This window comes from Nonomuraea sp. NPDC049758 (genome assembly GCF_040674635.1).
Taxonomy (GTDB): Bacteria; Actinomycetota; Actinomycetes; order Streptosporangiales; family Streptosporangiaceae; genus Nonomuraea.
Genome location: NZ_JBFAMZ010000007.1, coordinates 188811 through 205787 on the forward strand (window position 1 = coordinate 188811; position 16977 = coordinate 205787).

Consider the following 16977-nt stretch of genomic DNA (forward strand, 5'->3'; position numbering starts at 1 on the left):
GCCGCCGGCACGGTGACAAGATTGTCGGATGGGACAGAACGGTCACATCCAGGTGAAGTCGGCGCGCGGGCGGTGGATCCTCGGCGCGACCGTGCTCGGCTCCGGGCTGGCCCTGCTCGACAGCACCGTGGTCAACGTCGCGCTGCCGTTCCTCGGCAAGGAGCTGCACGCGGCCATGGACGGCCTGCAGTGGACCGTCAACGCCTACACCCTCACCCTGGCGGGCCTGATCCTGCTGGGCGGGTCGCTCGGTGACCGCTACGGGCGGCGCAAGATCTTCCTCATCGGGACGGTGTGGTTCGCCGTGGCCTCGGCGCTGTGCGGCCTGTCGCCGAACATCGAGTTCCTGGTGGGAGCGCGCGCGTTGCAGGGCGTCGGCGGCGCGCTGCTCACCCCGGGGTCGCTGGCCATCATCCAGGCGTCGTTCGTCAGGCAGGACCGGCCGCGGGCCGTCGGCGTCTGGTCCGGGCTCGGCGGCGTGGCCAGCGCGATCGGGCCGCTGCTGGGCGGCTGGCTGGTGCAGACGGCGGGCTGGCGGTGGGCGTTCCTGATCAACCTGCCGTTCGCGCTGGTCGTGGTGCTGGTGACGCTGCGACACGTGCCGGAGAGCCGCGACGAGCAGGCGGCCGGGCGGTTCGACGTCCTGGGCTCGCTGCTGGCCGCGCTGGCGCTGGCCGGGATCACGTACGGGCTGATCGAGAAGGGCGCGCCGGTGCCGCTGATCGTGGGGGCGCTGCTCGGGGCGGCGTTCGTGGTGACCGAGCGGCGCAGGTCGCCGCAGGCGCTGGTGCCGGTCGCCATCTTCAGGAACCACGTCTTCACGGCGGTCAACGTCGTCACGCTCATCATGTACGCCGCCATGGGCGTGGTGTTCTTCCTGCTGGTGATCCAGCTCCAGGTGGTCTCCGGGTTCTCGCCGATCGCGGCCGGGCTGTCGATGTTGCCGACCACGATCCTGATGATGCTGCTGTCGTCGCGGGCCGGGGAGACGGCCCGGCGGCTCGGGCCGCGCTGGCCGATGACGATCGGGATCCTGCTGGCGGGGGCCGGGTTCGTGCTGATGAGCATGATCGGCCCGCACGCCTCCTACCCGCTGCTGGTGCTGCCCGCGGTGACCGTCTTCGGGCTCGGCCTGTCGGCGGCCGTCGCGCCGCTGACCGCGACGGTGCTGGCCACGGCCGACGAGCGTTACGCCGGCACGGCCAGCGGCGTCAACAACGCCGTGGCCCGCACCGGGAGCCTGCTGGCGGTGGCCGCCGTGCCGCCGCTGGTCGGCCTGGTGGGCGACGCGTTCGAGAACCCGCCGGTGTTCGACGCCGGGTTCCGGGCGGCCATGCTGATCAGCGCCGCCATGATGGCGGTCGCCGCGGCCGTCACGTTCTTCACCATCAGGACGAACGTGCTGGCCGGGGAGCCGGAGACGGCTAGTACGTGAACGCCTGACTGCGCACGCTGTTGTCGAAGTTGGACAGCAGCAGGTCGGGCTCGCCCACCGAGCGCACGCCGGGCAGCCGGGTCAGCAGCTCCCGGAACATCGTGCGCATCTCCTGCCTGGCCAAATTGGCGCCGAGGCAGAAGTGCGGGCCGGGCCCGCCGAACCCGACGTGGGGCTTGGTGTCGCGGGTGATGTCGAAGGTGTCGGGGTCGGGGAAGACCGACTCGTCGCGGTTGGCCGAGCCGTAGAACAGCACGACCTTGTCGCCCTGCTTCAGCTCCAGCCCGCGCAGCGTGCAGTCCTCGGTGACCGTGCGGCGGAACTGCATGATGGGCGAGACGTAGCGGACCATCTCCTCGATCGCGCCGTTGATGTGGGCGTCGAAGTCGGAGGTCAGCAGCTCGCGCTGGGCCGGGTTCTCGGTGAGCAGCCGGATGCCGTGGGCCATGGTGTTGCGGGCGGTCTCGTTGCCCGCCACCAGCAGCAGCGAGAAGAACGAGCCCAGCTCCTTGTCGGTCAGCTTCTCGCCGTCGGGGTTGGCGTTGACCAGGAGCGAGACCAGGTCGCCCTTGGGCTCGGCGACGCGCTCGTGGCCGAGCTTGATGACCATGCGCTGCAGGGCCAGCAGGGCCAGCATGTTCTGGCCGGCCATCTGGACGCTGCGGGCCAGGCTGGGACGCACGCCGGTGTAGGCGGTGGAGATGTCGACGTGCTGGTGGACCTTGGCGCGCAGCTCCTGCGGGATGTCGAGCATGTCGCAGATGACGTGGATGGGAAGCTTGGCGGCCACCTGCGTGACGAAGTCGCGCGGGCCCTCCTTGACGACGTCGTCGACGATGCGGGCGCAGGCGGCCTCGATGTCGCCCTGGAGCCCCGCCAGCATCCTGGGGCTGAACGAGCGCGTCACGATGCGGCGCAGGCGGGCATGGCGGGGGTCGTCCATGTTCACCATGGACTCGCCGAACACCTGCTTGACCCAGCCCGGCGGCTCGGGGTTGGTCACGGCGGGCTCGCTGGAGAAGATCTTGGCGTTGCGGCTGGCCTCGACCACGTCCGCGTGCCGGACGAGGGCGTAGAAGCCCTTGCCGGAGCGGAGGAAGGGCACCTTCTTCTCCGGGAAGAACACCGGGTGCTCCAGTTGCCGGAGCCGGGCGAATGCCTCATTCCGCTCTTTGAGCGGTTTGCGCCAGAAGTCCAGATCAGCGAGGTCGATGTCCACCCGTCTATCCTGGCACGCTCCCACGCCCCGGCGGACGGGCCGAAAGTCCCTTCCGAAGCGGATGTGCATCGTGTCCTCCTGGGCCGTTCTCGTGGCGTTAAGTCCGGGTTCGACCTGGACGGAGATGACTGTCGGTATGAACGCGTTGCTCGCCGTCTGCCTGGTCGCTCCCCTCGTGTCCGGTGCCGCACCCGCCGCCACGCCCGGGTGCGGCGGGCATCCCCTCGACTTCGACGGCGACGGCCGCGCCGACATCGCCGTCGCCGCTCCCTACGACGACTCCAGGGCCGGTTCGGTGACCGTCATGTACGGCTCGGGGCGAACCGTCAAGCTCACCCAGCCCGGCGCGGAACCGGGGGACGCCTTCGGCTCGGCGCTGGCCGTCGGCGACTTCGACGGCGACCGCTGCGCCGACCTGGCGGTCGGGGTCTCGGAGGAGTTCGCCGGAAAGCGGCTCCCCGGCGCGGACGGCAACGGCGTCGTGCAGATCTTCGACGGCTCCCCCGCCGGGCTGGTCGCCGGCGAGGAGCTGGCCCCGGCCCGGCGGGGCAGCGACCGGTTCGGCGCGGCGCTGGCGGCCGGCGACTTCGACGGCGACGGCCGCGACGAGCTGGCCGTGGGCTCCCCGAGCCACGCCTCGGGCGGCGCGGTCACCGTCTACGGGATGAAGGGCCGCAAGGCGTACCAGATCACCCAGAAGACGTCGTGGGTTCGGCAGTCGGCGAACGTCACCGACCAGTGGGGCGCGGCGCTGGCGGCCGGCGACTTCGACGGCGACGGCCGCGACGAGCTGGCCGTCGGCGCGCCCGCCGACAGCGTGCTCCTGGACGGCCAGGGATCGGTGACCGTGCTCGACCCGCGCGCCCGCCGGGCCCGGCTGCTCACGCAGAACTCGCCGGGGATCGCCGGCGCGTCGGAGAAGTGGGACGCCTTCGGCGCGGCCCTGGCCACCGGCGACTTCAACGGCGACGGCCGCGACGACCTGGCGATCGGCGTCCCCGGCGAGGGCCTCAGCGCGAACCAGCGCGCCATGGACTACGGCGACGGCACCGTGGACGTCCTGTACGGCTCGCGCGCCGGCCTGCGCACCCACGGCAGCGAGGCGTGGTCGCAACGCTCGCTGAAGGGCGAGCCGCGCTACTACGACCGGTTCGGCGCGGCGCTGGCCGCCGGGGACTTCACCGGCGACGGCAGGGACGAGCTGGCCATCGGCGTGCCCGGCGAGCACGCCGTCCAGGTGCTCCAGGGACGCGCGTCGGGCGGCCTGACCCGGAAGGGGAACCTGCTGGTCAAGGGCAAGGGACGCGACTTCGGCGCCGCGCTGGCCGCGCTGCCCGGCGGGGGCGGCCGCTACCGCGCGCTGACCGCCGGCCGCCCCCTGGACGGGCTCCTGGTCGCCGCCCCCGACCAGGGCCTGGTCATGTACGCCCCCGGCGTCCGCGAGACGGGCCTGCGCCTGGGCCGCCTCCGCCAGGTCTCCCAGGGCGCCGGCCTGTACGGCTACACCTTCGGCTGACCCCGCCCCGGGCTCCCAGCGGGTGGCAGCAGCACGCGGAACAGGGCCCCCTTGCCCGGCTCCCCCTCGGCCATGATGACGCCGCCATGCGCCTCGACCAGCGTCGCCGCGATCGACAGGCCGAGCCCGGCCCCGCCCACCCCGCGCGCCGGATCGGCCCGGTAGAACCGCTCGAACACCCGCTCGGCCACCTCCGGCGGGAACCCCGGCCCCTCGTCGGCCACCTCCACCACGGCCCGCTCGCCGTCCACCCCGACGCGCACCTCGAACGGCGTCCCGGGCGGCGTGTGCTGCAGCGCGTTGCTCACCAGGTTCCCGACCACCTGGCCGAGCCGCGACTCGTCGCCGGTCACCAGCACCTCGCCCTCGCCGCCGTCCAGGCGGACCAGCTCGATCCGCCGGTCGGGGGCGAGCGTCTGGGCGTCGATCACGGCGGTCGCGGCCAGGCTGAGCAGGTCCACCGGCCGTCGTGCCAGCTCCCGCCGCTGGTCCAGCCTGGCCAGCAGCAGCATGTCCTCCACCAGCAGGCCCATGCGCGCGGCCTGCCCCTCGATCCGGCTCAGCAGCCGCACGGCCTCGGCCAGGTCCTTCTCCTTCCCCAGCCGGAACAGCTCGGCGAACCCCCTGATCGAGGTGAGCGGCGTGCGCAGCTCGTGCGAGGCGTCGGCCATGAACCGGCGCATGACCTCCTCCGAACGCCGCGCCGCCGTCGCCGACTCGCGCGCCGACTCGGCCGCCGCCTCCCGCTCGCGCACCGCCGACTCGATCTGGGCGAGCATGCCGTTGAGCGAGCGGCCCAGCTTGCCGACCTCGGTGGTGCCGGCCCACATCGGCACCCGGCGCGACAGGTCGCCGCCCGCGATGTCCTTGGCGGTGCGGCCGATCTCGCGCAGCGGGCGCAGGCTCCGCCGTACCAGCCAGTAGCAGGCGACGCCCAGGACGGCCAGCGTGCCGCCGCCGGCGAAGGCCACGATGAGGGCGAGCCTGGCCACCGTGCCCTCGACGTCGCCGAGGCTGATGGCGATCACCCGGCTGTCGCCGTCGCGGGCCGGGACGGCGACCACCCGCCAGTCGGGCCCGCCGGACGCGCGGGACTCGACGGTGAACGGCCGCCCGCCGCGCGCGGCGACGTCCGCGCCGGTCAGGCGGGGCAGCTTGGGCGTGTGCTCCTCCGTGGACTCGCTCATCACCCGTACGGTGGCGCCGCCCGCGTCCACCAGCACCGAGTGGAACAGCCCGAAGAACCGCTGCGGCTGCCGCCCGGCCGGCCGCGCCTCGGGCGGCGGCGGCAGGTCGCGCGGCGCGGCGGCCGCCACCAGTTGCCGGTCCACCCGCTCGACCAGGTATCCGCGCAGCAGCCGCACGGCGAACAGGCCGGTCACCGTGATGGCGAGGGTGACCAGCAGCAGCGTGGCCGAGACCAGGCGCAGCCAGAGCGGGGCGCGGGCGAGGTGCTTCCTCATATGCGCGGCGGGCGCAGGATGTAGCCGACCCCGCGCAGCGTGTGCAGGTACTTCCGGTCGCCGGTGTCGATCTTGCGCCGCAGGTACGACACGTACGACTCGACCAGGCCCACGTCGGTGCGCCAGTCGCCGTTCCAGACGTGGTCGAGGATCTGCGTCTTGGACAGCACCCGGCCGACGTTCAGCATGAAGTAGCGCAGCAGCCGGAACTCCGTCGGCGACAGCCGCACCGGGACGCCGTCGCGCCACACCTCGTGGCTCTCCTCGTCCAGCTCCAGGTCGGCGACGCTCAGCCGGTGGGGCGGCGGCGCGCCCCTGCGGGTCCTGCGCAGCACCGCCCGGATCCGCGCGATGACCTCCTCCAGGCTGAACGGCTTGGTCACGTAGTCCTCGCCGAGGCCGAGACCGGTGATCCGGTCCTCCGGCGTGTCCTTGGCGGTCACGAACAGCACCGGGACCCGGCGGCCGCGGGACCGCAGCCTTCCCGCGACCGCCAGGCCGTCGATGTCGGGCAGCATCACGTCGAGCATCACCAGGTCGGGCGTGCTCTCCTCGGCCACCCGCAGCGCCTCCCGCCCGTCGGCGGCGGTCAGCACCTCGAACCCGGCCATGCGCAGGCTGGCCGAGAACAGCTCCCTGATGTTGGGCTCGTCGTCGACCACCAGCAGCCTGGCCTCGGGCTGGTTCATCGCGGGCCCCCTCCCGGCGTGCCCTGGGCGCCCTGGGTGCCCTGGGTGATGGCGGTCGCGGTGACCGAGCCGTCGCCGGACTGCTGCCCGCGCACCACGACGGTGGTGCCGGCGGCCAGGTCGGCGACCTTGCCGGGCCTGGAGATCTGGACCGTGGTCTGGTCGCTGGTGGTGACCGTCACCGTGGCGCCGTCCATGGTCCTGACGTAGATCTTGTCGCCGTCGACCTTCTCGACGGTGCCGGCCGTGCCGCCGCCCATGCGCTGCCCGAACCCGCCGTTCTGGGTGCCGTTCTGGGTGCCGTTGCCGCGCTGGCCGTAGCCGCCGCCGGGGGACTGGCCGTCCGTACGCCGGAGCTGCGCGGCGGCCGGCGCGGCGTCGGACGTGCCGGACAGCTTGCCCGCCTGGATCCCGATGAGCACGCCCGCCACCAGCACCACCCCGGCGGCCAGCCCGAGCGTCAGCTTCGAGACGCCGCCGCGCGGCCGGACGGCGAGCTCCTCCCCCAGGTCGTCGGGGAAGGGCGAGGAGTCGAGCCGGTCCATGTCTTTCTCCTTACTCATGCCGCCTACTCGTGCCGCCTCACTCATGCCGCAGGGCCTGGATCGGCCGGAGCTTGGCCGCCCTGTTGGCGGGATAACTGCCGAAGAACAGCCCGATCCCCACCGACACGCCCAGCGCCAGCGCGACGGACGACGGCACGAGGACCGGCTCGATGCCGGCCACGGTGAACCGGGTGCCGACGAAGGCCACCAGCACCCCGAGCAGCCCGCCGACCAGGCTGAGCAGGGTGGCCTCCATCAGGAACTGGCCCAGGATCGCGCCGCGCGGCGCGCCGATCGCCTTGCGGATGCCGATCTCCCGGGTCCGCTCGGTCACGGTGACCAGCATGATGTTGGTGATGCCGATCCCGCCCACCAGCAGCGAGATCGCCGCCACCGCCCCGAGCAGCACGGTGAACGTGCCGGTGGCCTCGCTCACCGTCTCCTGCAGGGTGGCCTGGTTGAGTATCCGGTAGTCGGGGTTGCCGTCGGTGATGCCGTGCCGCTGGTTGAGGACGGCGCTCACCTCCGACTGCGCCGCCGTGGTGGCCTCGGCCCCGGTGGCCTGCACGACGATCGAGTCCAGCGAGCCGAACCCGCTCAGGCTCTGCTGCACGGCGGGCAGCGGCGCCACGGCCACGTCGTCGGCGTCCTGCATGCCGGTGGAGCCGCTCTCCTTGAGCACCCCCACCACCGTGAACGGCACCCCGGACACGCTGACCTGCCGGCCGATCGGGTCCACCGCGCCGAACAGCTCCGCCACCACCGTCCGGCCGAGCACCACGACCTTCCTGGCGGCCAGCACGTCGTCGTTGAAGAAGTACGTGCCCTTGGCCACCGGCTTGTTCATGGCCTCGAAGTAGCTGGGGTAGGTGCCGACGAACTGCGCGATCGTGTGGCTGGCGGCGCCGTACGCGGCGGTGGCGGAGTTGGCGCCGACCACCGGCGAGACGGACCTGACCGACGGCGCGAGCGTCCGGTCGGTGAGCGCCCTGGCGTCGGCCAGGCTGAGCTGCCTGGCCTGCGTGCGCGGCCCGATGTTGCCGCCGCCGCCCGCCGCGCGCCCGCCGAAACCGCCCCCGCCCGAGAAGGACGGGGAGATCGTCAGCGTGTTCGCGCCGAGGCGCTGGATGTTCTTCTGGATGCTCTGCGAGGAGCCCTCGCCGACCGCCACCAGCAGGATGACCGCGGCGACGCCGATGAGGATGCCCAGTGTGGTCAGGGCGCTGCGCATCTTGTTGGCCAGCAGGCCGCGCAGCGCGAAGCGGAGGATCTCAAGCTGGTTCACTGGCCGCCGTCCTCGGGGGTGGTCCGTCGACCGGCGCCTGGCGGCGGTCCTCCACGATCTCGCCGTCCACCAGCCGGATCACCCGTTTGGCGTGCGCGGCCACGTCGTCCTCGTGGGTGATGAGCACGATCGTGCGTCCGGACGCGCTGAGCCGGTCGAGGATCCGCAGCACGTCGCGGGTGGAGGCGGTGTCCAGGTTGCCGGTGGGCTCGTCGGCCAGCAGCAGCGCGGGCGCGGTGACCAGCGCCCTGGCCACGGCCACGCGCTGCTGCTGACCGCCGGAGAGCTGGTTCGGCTCGTGCCGCACGCGGTCGGTCAGCCCGACCTGCTCCAGCGCGGCCAGGGCGCGCGAGCGCCGCTCGGCCGGGCCGACGCCGCCGTACACCAGCGGCAGCTCGACGTTGGCCAGCGCGCTCATGCGCGGGATCAGGTTGAAGGACTGGAAGACGAACCCCACCCTGCGGTTGCGCAGGATCGCGAGCTGGTGCTCGGCCAGCCGTCCCACGTCCGCGCCGTCGATCTGGTACGTGCCGGAGGTGGGCACGTCGAGGCAGCCGAGGATGTTCATCAGGGTGGACTTGCCGGAGCCGGAGGCGCCCATGACGGCGACGTAGTCGCCGCGCTCGACGTCCAGGCTGACGCCGCGCAGGGCGTGGACCTTGGCGTCGCCCTCGCCGTACTCCTTGACCAGGTCCTTCACCCGCAGGACCGGGGCCGCCGTCGCGGTGGCGGGGGCCGTCATCGCCCGCCGCCCGGCATGCCGCCGCCGCCCGGGAACCCGCCGCCGAACCCGCCGCGCTGGCTGGTGCTCTGCGTGCCGATCACGGGCGGCACGAGCTGGTCGCCCTCGGACACCCCGGACTTGATCTCGGTGAGCGCCGTGCCCCGGACGCCGACCTCGACCGGGGTCCGGACCTGGCGGCCGTCCCTGAGCAGGGTGACCGTGGTCTGGCCGCCGCTGGTGGAGACCGCGGTGGAGGGGACGGTGACGACGTTCTCCGCCCTGCCGACGACGACCTCGACGGTGGCGGTCTGGCCCAGCCTGACCTTCGCGGGGACCTTGGTGAAGGTGACCGTGACCGGGTACTGGACGACGTTGTTGCTGGTGGAGGCGACCGGCTGGATCTGCGTGACCTTGCCGTCGGCGGTCACCCCCGGCAGGGCGTCGAAGGTGACGGTGGCGTTCTGTCCCTGTTCGAGCTTGCCGACGTCGGACTCGGTGAAGGTGCCCACGAGCTGGAGCCGTCCGGTGTCGGCCAGGTCGACGAACCCGCCCGTCCCTGTGCTGTTCCCACTGCCGCTGCTCTGCGACTGGCCCTGGGACTGGCTCTGGCTTCCGCCCGAGCCGGAGGCGGTGCCGCCGACGGATCCGTTGACCGCCGTGACCGTGCCCTTGAACGGGGCCCGCAGGACGGTGGCCGCGACCGTGCGCTCGGCCTCGCGGTAGGCGTTGCGCGCCTTGACGTAGGAGGCGTAGAGCGCGGCCGTGCCGGTGCCGTCGTCGGCCGCGCTCTGGTACGTGGCCTTGGCCGCCGACAGGCTCTCCTGCGCGGCGGAGTCGTCAAGCCTGGCCAGGATGTCGCCCTTGTCGACCTTGTCCCCCGCCTTGACGTAGATCCGCTCGACCGTGCCGCCCGTGCCGAACGACAGGGACCTGGTCCTGGCGCTGGCCACCGCGCCCGACGCGGACACCGACGCGGACACCGAGCCGCGGCTCGCGGTCACCGTGCGCACGGCCGTCTCGCCGGCCGCGCGGTCCGTGCCGAGCTGGACGTAGGCGAGCGTGGCCCCGCCCAGCAGGAGCACGCCCAGCGCTCCGTTGGTCATCAGCGCTCTGCGCCTTGTCGACACCTTCACAGCCGGTGACCCTTGCACACCAGCCTGCGCCACAGCCGTGACGGAGCTGAACGTTCGCTGACAACCCGGGCCTGGGCGGGGTCACACAGCGAACTCTCAGGCTGCTCGCAGGCTGCCGTGAAGCTGGTCGGCCAGGATGGGCGGCCATGAGACCGACTTTCGCGCTGGGCGGGCTCGCCCTGGCCGTGCTCGTCGCCGGGTCGGGCCTGGCGCTGGCACTCCGCGACGACGACCCGCCCGCCGTCCGGGCACGGCTCGCCGCCGCCCAGCGGGGCCCGGTCACGGCCCTGGTCAGCGCCGCCGGCAACACCGTGGACGGTGCCCGCCGGGACCTGGCGTTCGGCTCGTCCGGCCCGGTGACCAAGGTGTACGTCAAGGTCGGGACCAAGGTGACCAAGGGCCAGGTGCTGGCCAGGATCGACGGGCGAGGGGCCCGCGAGGCGTACGCAGCCGCCAAGGCCGACCTCTCCGCCGCCCAACAATCCCTCACCACCACCGAAACCAGCTCCACCGGGACCACCGGCCCCGCCGGAACAACCGGCACCGGCTCCACCGGGAGCACCGGTTCGCCGCTCTCCGCCGGGTCGCCGAACGCCGCCAACTGCCCCACCCCGTCGGCCTCCTCGAAGCCCACGCCGCCGGTCACTTCGAACCCCACCCCGACCACCGGTGGCACCGGCCCCGCCACCTCCCCCGCCCCGCACACCGGCGCCGCTGCCACTCCCGACAGCGCCGCCACCCCTGGGGGCGCAGCTGTCCCGGGGGCGACGGGCGGCCCTGGCACGGCCAGCGGCGGAGGTTCGGCGGGCGAGGGCGTCTTCGGCCCGACCACCCCGCCCACGTCCACCCCGCCCACCACCGCCCCGCCTGCCGACGTCCCACCTGCGGACGTCCCCGCCACCAAGGCGAGCAAGACCGCCACGCCCTCCTCCACGCGGACCTCCGGTGCGTCCCCGGCTCACAGCCGACCCGCAACCGCGACCCCCACGCCCACCCCCACCAGGACGCCCACCCCCACTCACGAGCCCTCCGAGCCCCAGCCCACGGTGACGGTCACCGCGACCGCCACGGTGACGGCGACGGTGACCGTGACGGCAGCCCCGCCCGGAGGCGGCACCCCCGGAGGTGGCCACACCTCCACCCCCGGCACACCGTCCAACCCCGGCGAACCGTCCACGCCGGGCGGCCCATCCACCGCCGAACCCACCGCCACGGCCAGGCCCTCGACCACCGCGCCCCCGCCCGCGACCGCCAGGCCCACCTCCAAGCCGCACGCGACGACATCCGCCCGTCCCACCGGCTCCTGCTCCCCCGGCACGACCTCCCGAGGCACCACCACCAGGACCGCCACCACCCCCAAGGACGGCACCGCCAGGGGCGGGATCACCGAGGGCCAGGCCGCCGCGAACGTCGACCGCGCCGAAGCCGCCCTTGAGGAGGCCGCCGACGCCGTGCGCGCCACCCGCATCGTGGCCCCCACCTCGGGGACCGTCCTGTCGGTGGCGGGCCGGGTCGGCGACACGGCCGGCATCGGCACCTTCATCAGCCTCGGCAACCTGAACGAGCTCCAGGTCCAGGCCATGGTCACCGAGTCCGACGTCAACCGGCTCAAGCTCGGCCAGCAGGCCGCCATCACCCTCGCCACCCGTCCCGGCGAGCGCCACGGCGGCACGGTCACCGCGATCGCCCCGACCGCCACCGTCGAAGACCGGCTGGTCCGCTACTCCGTCACCCTGGCCTTCGACGAGCCGCCCGGCGGGCTCATGCTCGGCCAGACCGCCACGGTGTCGGTGACCACCGCCGAGGCCAAGGACGCGATCTACGTCCCGGCCGCCGCCGTCCGCAGCCGTTCCGACGGCGCCCAGGTGGTCACCGTGCGCTCGGGCGGGCACGACGCCGCGAAGGTGGTCGCCACCGGCGTCCGCGGCGACCAGTACGTCCAGATCACCTCAGGTCTGGACGAACGGGACCAGGTCGTCATGTCCGGCACCACCACCGGTGAGTTCCCCGACGCGACCTGGCCGGGCGCCTGACCACCCGCCCCGGCTCCCAGCCGCCCCTCAGCCCGCTCCCAGCGAACCTTCAGCCGACGAAGACCACAGTCCCCGCCGGGCCCTCAGCCATGGCGGGGTGCGGCCCGGCCGGCGGCTGAGCGGGGCGGTTCGGCCGGGATCGTGAGGCGGTGGGCGGTGCGGGCCCGCGCGCCGCGGCGGGAGATGTAGTCGAGCGTGCGGAAGTCCACCGACAGCTCGTCCCGGGTCAGCCGGGCCATGAGGTAGCCGCGCCGCTGGTCGATGTAGGAGATGTGCGGGTTCTCCTGCAGGGCCTCGGCGATCCACGTGCGGTCCCGGTAGCCGTCGCCGTCGCTGGCGATCGACGACGTCACCAGCTCCCTGGCCACCACCGGCGAGTCCGGGTCGTCGAAGTCGGTCTTGAGGTCGGCCAGGTGGTGCATGTGCGCGTCCCCGGTCAGGACGACGGGGTTCGAGGTGCCCGACAGCGACCCGAGCAGGCGGGTGCGCTCGGCGGCGTAGCCGTCCCAGGAGTCGAGGTTCACCTCGCGGCCCGGCCCGATCCTGTAGTCGCGCTGGGCCATCAGGATCTGCTGGCCCAGCAGGTTCCACCGGGCTCCGGACCCGCTCAGCCCCTCCTCCAGCCACCGCCACTGGGCGGACCCGAGCAGCGTGCGCCCGTCGGACAGCCGTTCGTCGCAGCCGGCCCGCACCCCGTCCAGGCACGCCTGGTCGTCGCGGAACTGGCGGGTGTCCAGCAGGTGGAAGCGGGCCAGCGTCCCCCAGGAGACGCGCCGGTTGATGCGCAGCACCGCTCCCTGGAGGCTGGCGCGGCGCAGCGGCATGTTCTCGTAGTACGCGCGGAAGGCGTCGGCGCGGCGGCGGGCGAAGCCGGGCGCGCCGGTGCTGGAGACGGGGCCGGCCCAGTTGTTCTCCACCTCGTGGTCGTCGAAGGCCACCAGCCAGGGCGCGACCGCGTGCGCGGCCTGCAGGTCGTGGTCGCTCTTGTACTGGGCGTGCCGCAGCCGGTAGTCGGCGAGGGTGGCGCACTTGCCCGGCGTGTGCGTGCGCACCCGTCCGGCCAGGGCGGTGTAGCCGCTGGGGCCGTACTCGTACATGTAGTCGCCGAGGAAGACGACGAGGTCGGGCTCCTGCTCGGCCAGGCGGCGGTAGGCGGTGTAGTAGCCGTGCTCGTAGTGCGCGCAGGCGGCCACGGCGAAGGTGAGCGGGCTCTCCCCGGCGGGCGTCGTCCGGGTGCGGGCGGCGGGCGAGAGCCTGCCCTGGCTCCTGAACCGGTAGAAGTAGTCGCGGCCGGGCTCCAGCCCGTCCAGCTCGACGTGCACGCTGTGGGCGTCGCGCGGCCGGGCGGTCGCGGTGCCCGACCGCACGACCGAGGAGAACCGTTCGTCGGTGGCGACCTGCCAGTCGACCTCGACGTCGCGGGCGGGCATGCCGCCGCGGCCGTCGCCGCCGAGCGGGTCGACGGCCAGCCTGGTCCACAGGACGAAGCCGTCGGCGGAGGGGTCGCCGGAGGCCACGCCGAGCGTGAACGGGTCGGATCTGAGTGTCGTGGCGGAGGCGGGCGAGGTGACGGCGCGGGGCGCGACGAGGCCGGCTGCCGCCGCTGTCAGGAACGTTCTGCGGTCCACGCTCCAGGTATGTCCGCCCGCGCTGACCCCGTCGTGGCCCCGTCATGACAGCGGAGTCAAGCGTGGGTGAACAGCGCCGGTCGCCCGGCGGGTGGCCGGCGCAGAGCCGGCGGGAGGTCAGCGGGGCAGCTCGCGCAGGGACTTGCGGAGCGCGGCGGCGCTGGTGAACAGCACGCCGGTCATGCCCGCACGCTCGGCGCCCTCGACGTTCTCGGCCCGGTCGTCGATGAAGACGATCTCGGACGGGTCGGCGCCCAGCTCGCGGGCGACCTCGTCGAAGATCTCCCGGTCGGGTTTGACCAGGCCCATCCTGCCGCTGTAGAAGCGGTGGCCGATGGCCGCGATCCAGGGCAGCTCGTCGAGGCCGTCGGCGATGCAGACGGGCGCGTTGGACAGCAGCGCCACGCCGTCGCCCGCGTCGAGGATCTCACCGAGGACGGCGACCGTGCCCTCGTCGGGGTAGGCCCAGCTCGCGACGTCCATGGCCACCAGGCGGGCGACCTCGGACGGGGTGGCGGCCCGGCCCAGCACGGCCGACCAGTAGCCGACGGGGCTCAGGCTCGCCCGGTCGAACTCCAGGCGGTGCTCCCAGTAGCGGCGCAGGAACGCCTCGGGCTCCGCGCCGACGGCCCGCGCCATGGCCTCGGCGTCGGCCGCGGGCTGCGGCAGGGACAGGACGTTGCCGTAGTCGAACACAATCCACGTCATGCAAGGAATGGTCGCAGATGCGGGTCGAGCGCCGGGCAGCCCAGGTATTTCTCGGCCGTGTGGAAGTCGATCCAGTCGAGGTTGACCAGTTCCTCGACGTCCACGCCGGTGAAGCTGGCGCGCAGGGCGGGCGGGATGGCGGCGATGTCGTCCTTGTCGGCGATGTTCACCCAGCGGGCGACGTTCTTGGGGCGTTCGCCGAGGCCGTTGACGGGAGCGGGCAGGAGACGTTCGAAGACGACGTTGCGCATGCCGAGCGGGCTGCCGAGCGTCAGCAGCAGGTCGACGGGCAGGTCGGGGTTGGCCCACAGGGCCTCGTAGGCCACGACGCTGCCGAGCGAGTGGGCGATCACCACCCGCGGGCGGTTCCTGCGGATGGCGTCGGCCACGGCCAGCCGGCACCTCTCGCGCCGCTCCTGGTCGGTGAGGTAGACCGCGACCTCGGGCGCGAACAGCTTGGCGAACGCCGCCGACCTGCTGTCGAGCTTGCCGAGCAGCCATCCGGTGAACGACTTGAGCGCGCCCGTGACGTGCTCGCCGAGCCCGAGGTCCTTGGCCCATTCGACGAGCACCTGCTGGGTGGCGGCCTCGACGCGGGCCGCCGCCTGCGGGGAGCTCTCTCCGGGCTTGGGGTCGCGCAGCAGGTGGGAGAAGTAGGCGACCTCGCTGAAGTAGGCGGCCGTCTCACCGCCGAGCGCCGCGTGCAGGTAGCGGTCCCACTTGAGCCGCATGGCCGCGGCGGCCCCGGTGGCCGACCCGCCGGCCTCCAGGTAGTAGTTGTACTTGCCGATCCCGTGCACGCCCACGATGGCCGTCACAGCGCCTCCCCCTGACCGCTCGATCTTTCCGCGGATATTGGCATACGCCGCCCGCCCCCGCCCGTCAAGAGCCGTCCGGGTTTAGCCTTGCCTAAAGGTTTAGGTAGAGCTAAAGTGGAGTCACGAGGACGGACAGCGTCGAGAGCGAGACCGACATGGCCTTTCGCCGGAACCCCCGTGACGAGGTGGGCGGTCTCGCCCAGGAGGTCGTCGACGAGATCACGTGGTACATGCGGGAGCACAAGATCACCCGCGCTGATCTGGCCACGTCGCTGGGCGTCTCGCCCGGCCGGGTGAGCCAGATACTCTCCGGCGACGAGAACCTGACGCTGCGCACGCTCGGCGCGGTCGTCGACGCGCTCGGCGCCCGCCTGGAGCTCACGCTCGGCGACGCCGAGGACTCCCCCGCCGCCCTGACCTGAGCGCCGGCCGCCACGCCCGGTCAGCGGGCGCGGGCGATGCGCTCGCCGCCGCGGGCCCGTGACGGCGGCACGTATCCCGGCAGCGAGCGGTAGCCGGCCCGGTAGGCCGCGGCCAGCAGGCGCAGCACGTCGTTCTCCGCGTCGTGCCGCAGCACGCCGTGCAGCCGGTCGAGGTTGCCGAGGTAGCGCTCGTACCTGGGGGTCCTGGTGTGGCGGGAGAGGGTGAGCGCGGTGGCCACCTTCGAGCGGGCGGCGCCGTCCTCGATCAGCGCGGCCACGTCCAGCCTGCGTTCGACGGCGTCCAGGCGGGCGTGCACCCGTTCGCGCCGCCGGTCGTCGGCCGTCAGGCGGTCGCGGATGCGCTCGTGGTAGCGGGCCGCGGCCAGGCTCAGCTCGTAGACGTTCCAGGACGGGTCCACCCGCTTCTCGCACCACACGCGCTCGTCCTCGGCCATCGCCTGGTCGAGCCGGGCCAGCAGCGACACCAGCCAGAACGTGGCCGCCTCCCGGGCCAGCGAGCGCCGCTCGTCCTGCCTGGCGCGCATCTGGCCGAGCCACAGGCCGCTCGGCGCGGCCGCGCCCAGGACGGTGGCCAGCGAGTCGCTCAGCAGCGCGTGCCCGGCCAGCGCGACGCCGGCGGACAGACCACCGGTGAGCAGGCTGATGGCGACCGCGAGCCGCCGCCCGGCGGGCCCGAAGGGCCGCCCTTTCCCCTGGCACCTCAGCAGCAGGAAGACGACGGCGGAGACCACGGCGAGCCCAACGGTCAGCGCCGCCTGCGCGACCCACTTCGGGTCCATGGAATGAGCCCTTCCCGCGAAATGTTCTCTCCATATTCGCAGCGAGGACAGCGATTGAAAATGCCGTTGCGGACGGCATATGTCGCTCATATACGGTGACACTCATCTGAGCAAGGCGCATTCATCCGGAACAGGAGCCACCACCATGCCCGGCCCGCTGGTCGTCAACGACTCGATCGTCATCCCCGACGCCGAGCTCGTCTGGCGTTTCTCCCGTTCCTCAGGTCCGGGCGGCCAGGGCGTCAACACCACCGACAGCCGGGTGGAGCTGATCTTCGACGTGGCCGCGAGCACCGCGATCCCGCCCGCGCTCAAGGCCCGCGCGCTCGACCGTCTGGGCGCCGGCACGATCACCGTCGTGGCCTCGGAGTACCGGTCCCAGCTGCGCAACAGGGAGGCCGCCGGTCACCGGCTGGCCCAGCGCGTCCGGGAGGCCGTCGCGCCGCCGCCCAAGCGCCGCCGCCCGACCAAGCCCAGCCGCGGGGCCGTCGAGCGCCGCATCGCGGGCAAGAAGCACCGTTCCGACGTCAAGCGCCTGCGCCGCGACCCCCACTGAGCC

Annotated in this window: 16 protein-coding genes; 5 read left to right on the forward strand and 11 right to left on the reverse strand. The window is 73.2% G+C overall.

Translation table 11 applies throughout. The features are described from left to right. Nucleotides 1-28: 28 nt before the first annotated feature. Nucleotides 29-1435, forward strand: a complete 1407-nt coding sequence (locus tag AB0J46_RS20405) for an MFS transporter (RefSeq protein ID WP_364333880.1) — start codon at nt 29-31, stop codon at nt 1433-1435. Here the strand turns inward: AB0J46_RS20405 and AB0J46_RS20410 are convergent. Beyond that, a complete protein-coding gene (locus AB0J46_RS20410) occupies nt 1425-2654 on the reverse strand; it encodes a cytochrome P450 (RefSeq protein WP_364333883.1) in 1230 nt (409 codons plus the stop codon). The genes AB0J46_RS20405 and AB0J46_RS20410 overlap by 11 nt on opposite strands. A gap of 136 nt (nt 2655-2790) precedes the next feature. On the opposite strand from AB0J46_RS20410, the gene AB0J46_RS20415 reads away from it, so the two are divergent. After that, complete coding sequence (locus tag AB0J46_RS20415) at nt 2791-4170, forward strand: FG-GAP and VCBS repeat-containing protein (RefSeq protein WP_364333886.1); 1380 nt, start codon at nt 2791-2793, stop codon at nt 4168-4170. Here AB0J46_RS20415 and AB0J46_RS20420 read toward each other — a convergent pair. The 6 genes from AB0J46_RS20420 to AB0J46_RS20445 are packed head-to-tail and all read right to left on the reverse strand — an operon-like array spanning nt 4155 to nt 9979. Continuing rightward, nucleotides 4155-5633 carry a HAMP domain-containing sensor histidine kinase gene (locus AB0J46_RS20420; RefSeq protein ID WP_364333889.1) on the reverse strand — a complete coding sequence of 493 codons (1479 nt, stop codon included), beginning with the start codon at nt 5631-5633 and terminating at the stop codon, nt 4155-4157. The two genes, AB0J46_RS20415 and AB0J46_RS20420, sit on opposite strands and share 16 nt — an antisense overlap. Further along, on the reverse strand, nt 5630-6322 hold the full coding sequence (locus tag AB0J46_RS20425; RefSeq protein WP_358293176.1) for a response regulator transcription factor: 693 nt from the start codon (nt 6320-6322) through the stop codon (nt 5630-5632). Before AB0J46_RS20425 ends, AB0J46_RS20420 begins: the two co-directional genes overlap by 4 nt. Next, a complete protein-coding gene (locus AB0J46_RS20430; protein ID WP_364333892.1) occupies nt 6319-6885 on the reverse strand; it encodes a DUF5666 domain-containing protein in 567 nt (188 codons plus the stop codon). The genes AB0J46_RS20425 and AB0J46_RS20430 overlap by 4 nt, the downstream gene beginning before the upstream one ends. Before the next feature lie 19 nt (nt 6886-6904). Next, complete coding sequence (locus tag AB0J46_RS20435; RefSeq protein WP_364333895.1) at nt 6905-8152, reverse strand: ABC transporter permease; 1248 nt, start codon at nt 8150-8152, stop codon at nt 6905-6907. Next, a complete protein-coding gene (locus tag AB0J46_RS20440) occupies nt 8139-8894 on the reverse strand; it encodes an ABC transporter ATP-binding protein (RefSeq protein WP_364333898.1) in 756 nt (251 codons plus the stop codon). The genes AB0J46_RS20435 and AB0J46_RS20440 overlap by 14 nt, the downstream gene beginning before the upstream one ends. Next, nucleotides 8891-9979, reverse strand: coding sequence for a biotin/lipoyl-binding protein (locus AB0J46_RS20445; protein WP_364333901.1), 1089 nt, complete (start codon nt 9977-9979; stop codon nt 8891-8893). Before AB0J46_RS20445 ends, AB0J46_RS20440 begins: the two co-directional genes overlap by 4 nt. A 176-nt stretch (nt 9980-10155) precedes the next feature. Here AB0J46_RS20445 and AB0J46_RS20450 point away from each other — a divergent pair, with 176 nt between their 5' ends. Continuing rightward, nucleotides 10156-12042 (forward strand): efflux RND transporter periplasmic adaptor subunit, encoded by a 1887-nt coding sequence (locus AB0J46_RS20450; protein WP_364333904.1) that lies wholly within the window; start codon nt 10156-10158, stop codon nt 12040-12042. Between the two features lie 83 nt (nt 12043-12125). Here AB0J46_RS20450 and AB0J46_RS20455 read toward each other — a convergent pair whose 3' ends face one another. From AB0J46_RS20455 to AB0J46_RS20465, 3 genes are all read right to left on the reverse strand, one after another. Further along, nucleotides 12126-13670: an alkaline phosphatase D family protein gene (locus tag AB0J46_RS20455; RefSeq protein WP_358293190.1), complete on the reverse strand. Its 1545-nt coding sequence runs from the start codon at nt 13668-13670 to the stop codon at nt 12126-12128. A 117-nt stretch (nt 13671-13787) separates the two neighbouring features. Next, a complete protein-coding gene (locus AB0J46_RS20460; RefSeq protein ID WP_364333907.1) occupies nt 13788-14378 on the reverse strand; it encodes an HAD family phosphatase in 591 nt (196 codons plus the stop codon). Continuing rightward, the gene (locus AB0J46_RS20465) at nt 14375-15196 is read right to left on the reverse strand and encodes a hypothetical protein (protein ID WP_358293194.1); all 822 of its coding nucleotides are present in this window, start codon (nt 15194-15196) and stop codon (nt 14375-14377) included. The genes AB0J46_RS20460 and AB0J46_RS20465 overlap by 4 nt, the downstream gene beginning before the upstream one ends. Before the next feature lie 155 nt (nt 15197-15351). Between AB0J46_RS20465 and AB0J46_RS20470 the strand changes: the two genes are divergently transcribed. After that, complete coding sequence (locus tag AB0J46_RS20470; protein WP_364333910.1) at nt 15352-15618, forward strand: helix-turn-helix transcriptional regulator; 267 nt, start codon at nt 15352-15354, stop codon at nt 15616-15618. Nucleotides 15619-15638: 20 nt separating this feature from the next. On the opposite strand, the gene AB0J46_RS20475 is transcribed toward AB0J46_RS20470, so the two are convergent. After that, complete coding sequence (locus AB0J46_RS20475; RefSeq protein ID WP_364333913.1) at nt 15639-16418, reverse strand: hypothetical protein; 780 nt, start codon at nt 16416-16418, stop codon at nt 15639-15641. A 145-nt stretch (nt 16419-16563) separates the two neighbouring features. Between AB0J46_RS20475 and arfB the strand changes: the two genes are divergently transcribed. Further along, a complete protein-coding gene (gene arfB, locus AB0J46_RS20480) occupies nt 16564-16974 on the forward strand; it encodes an alternative ribosome rescue aminoacyl-tRNA hydrolase ArfB (protein WP_364333916.1) in 411 nt (136 codons plus the stop codon). Nucleotides 16975-16977: the final 3 nt, after the last annotated feature.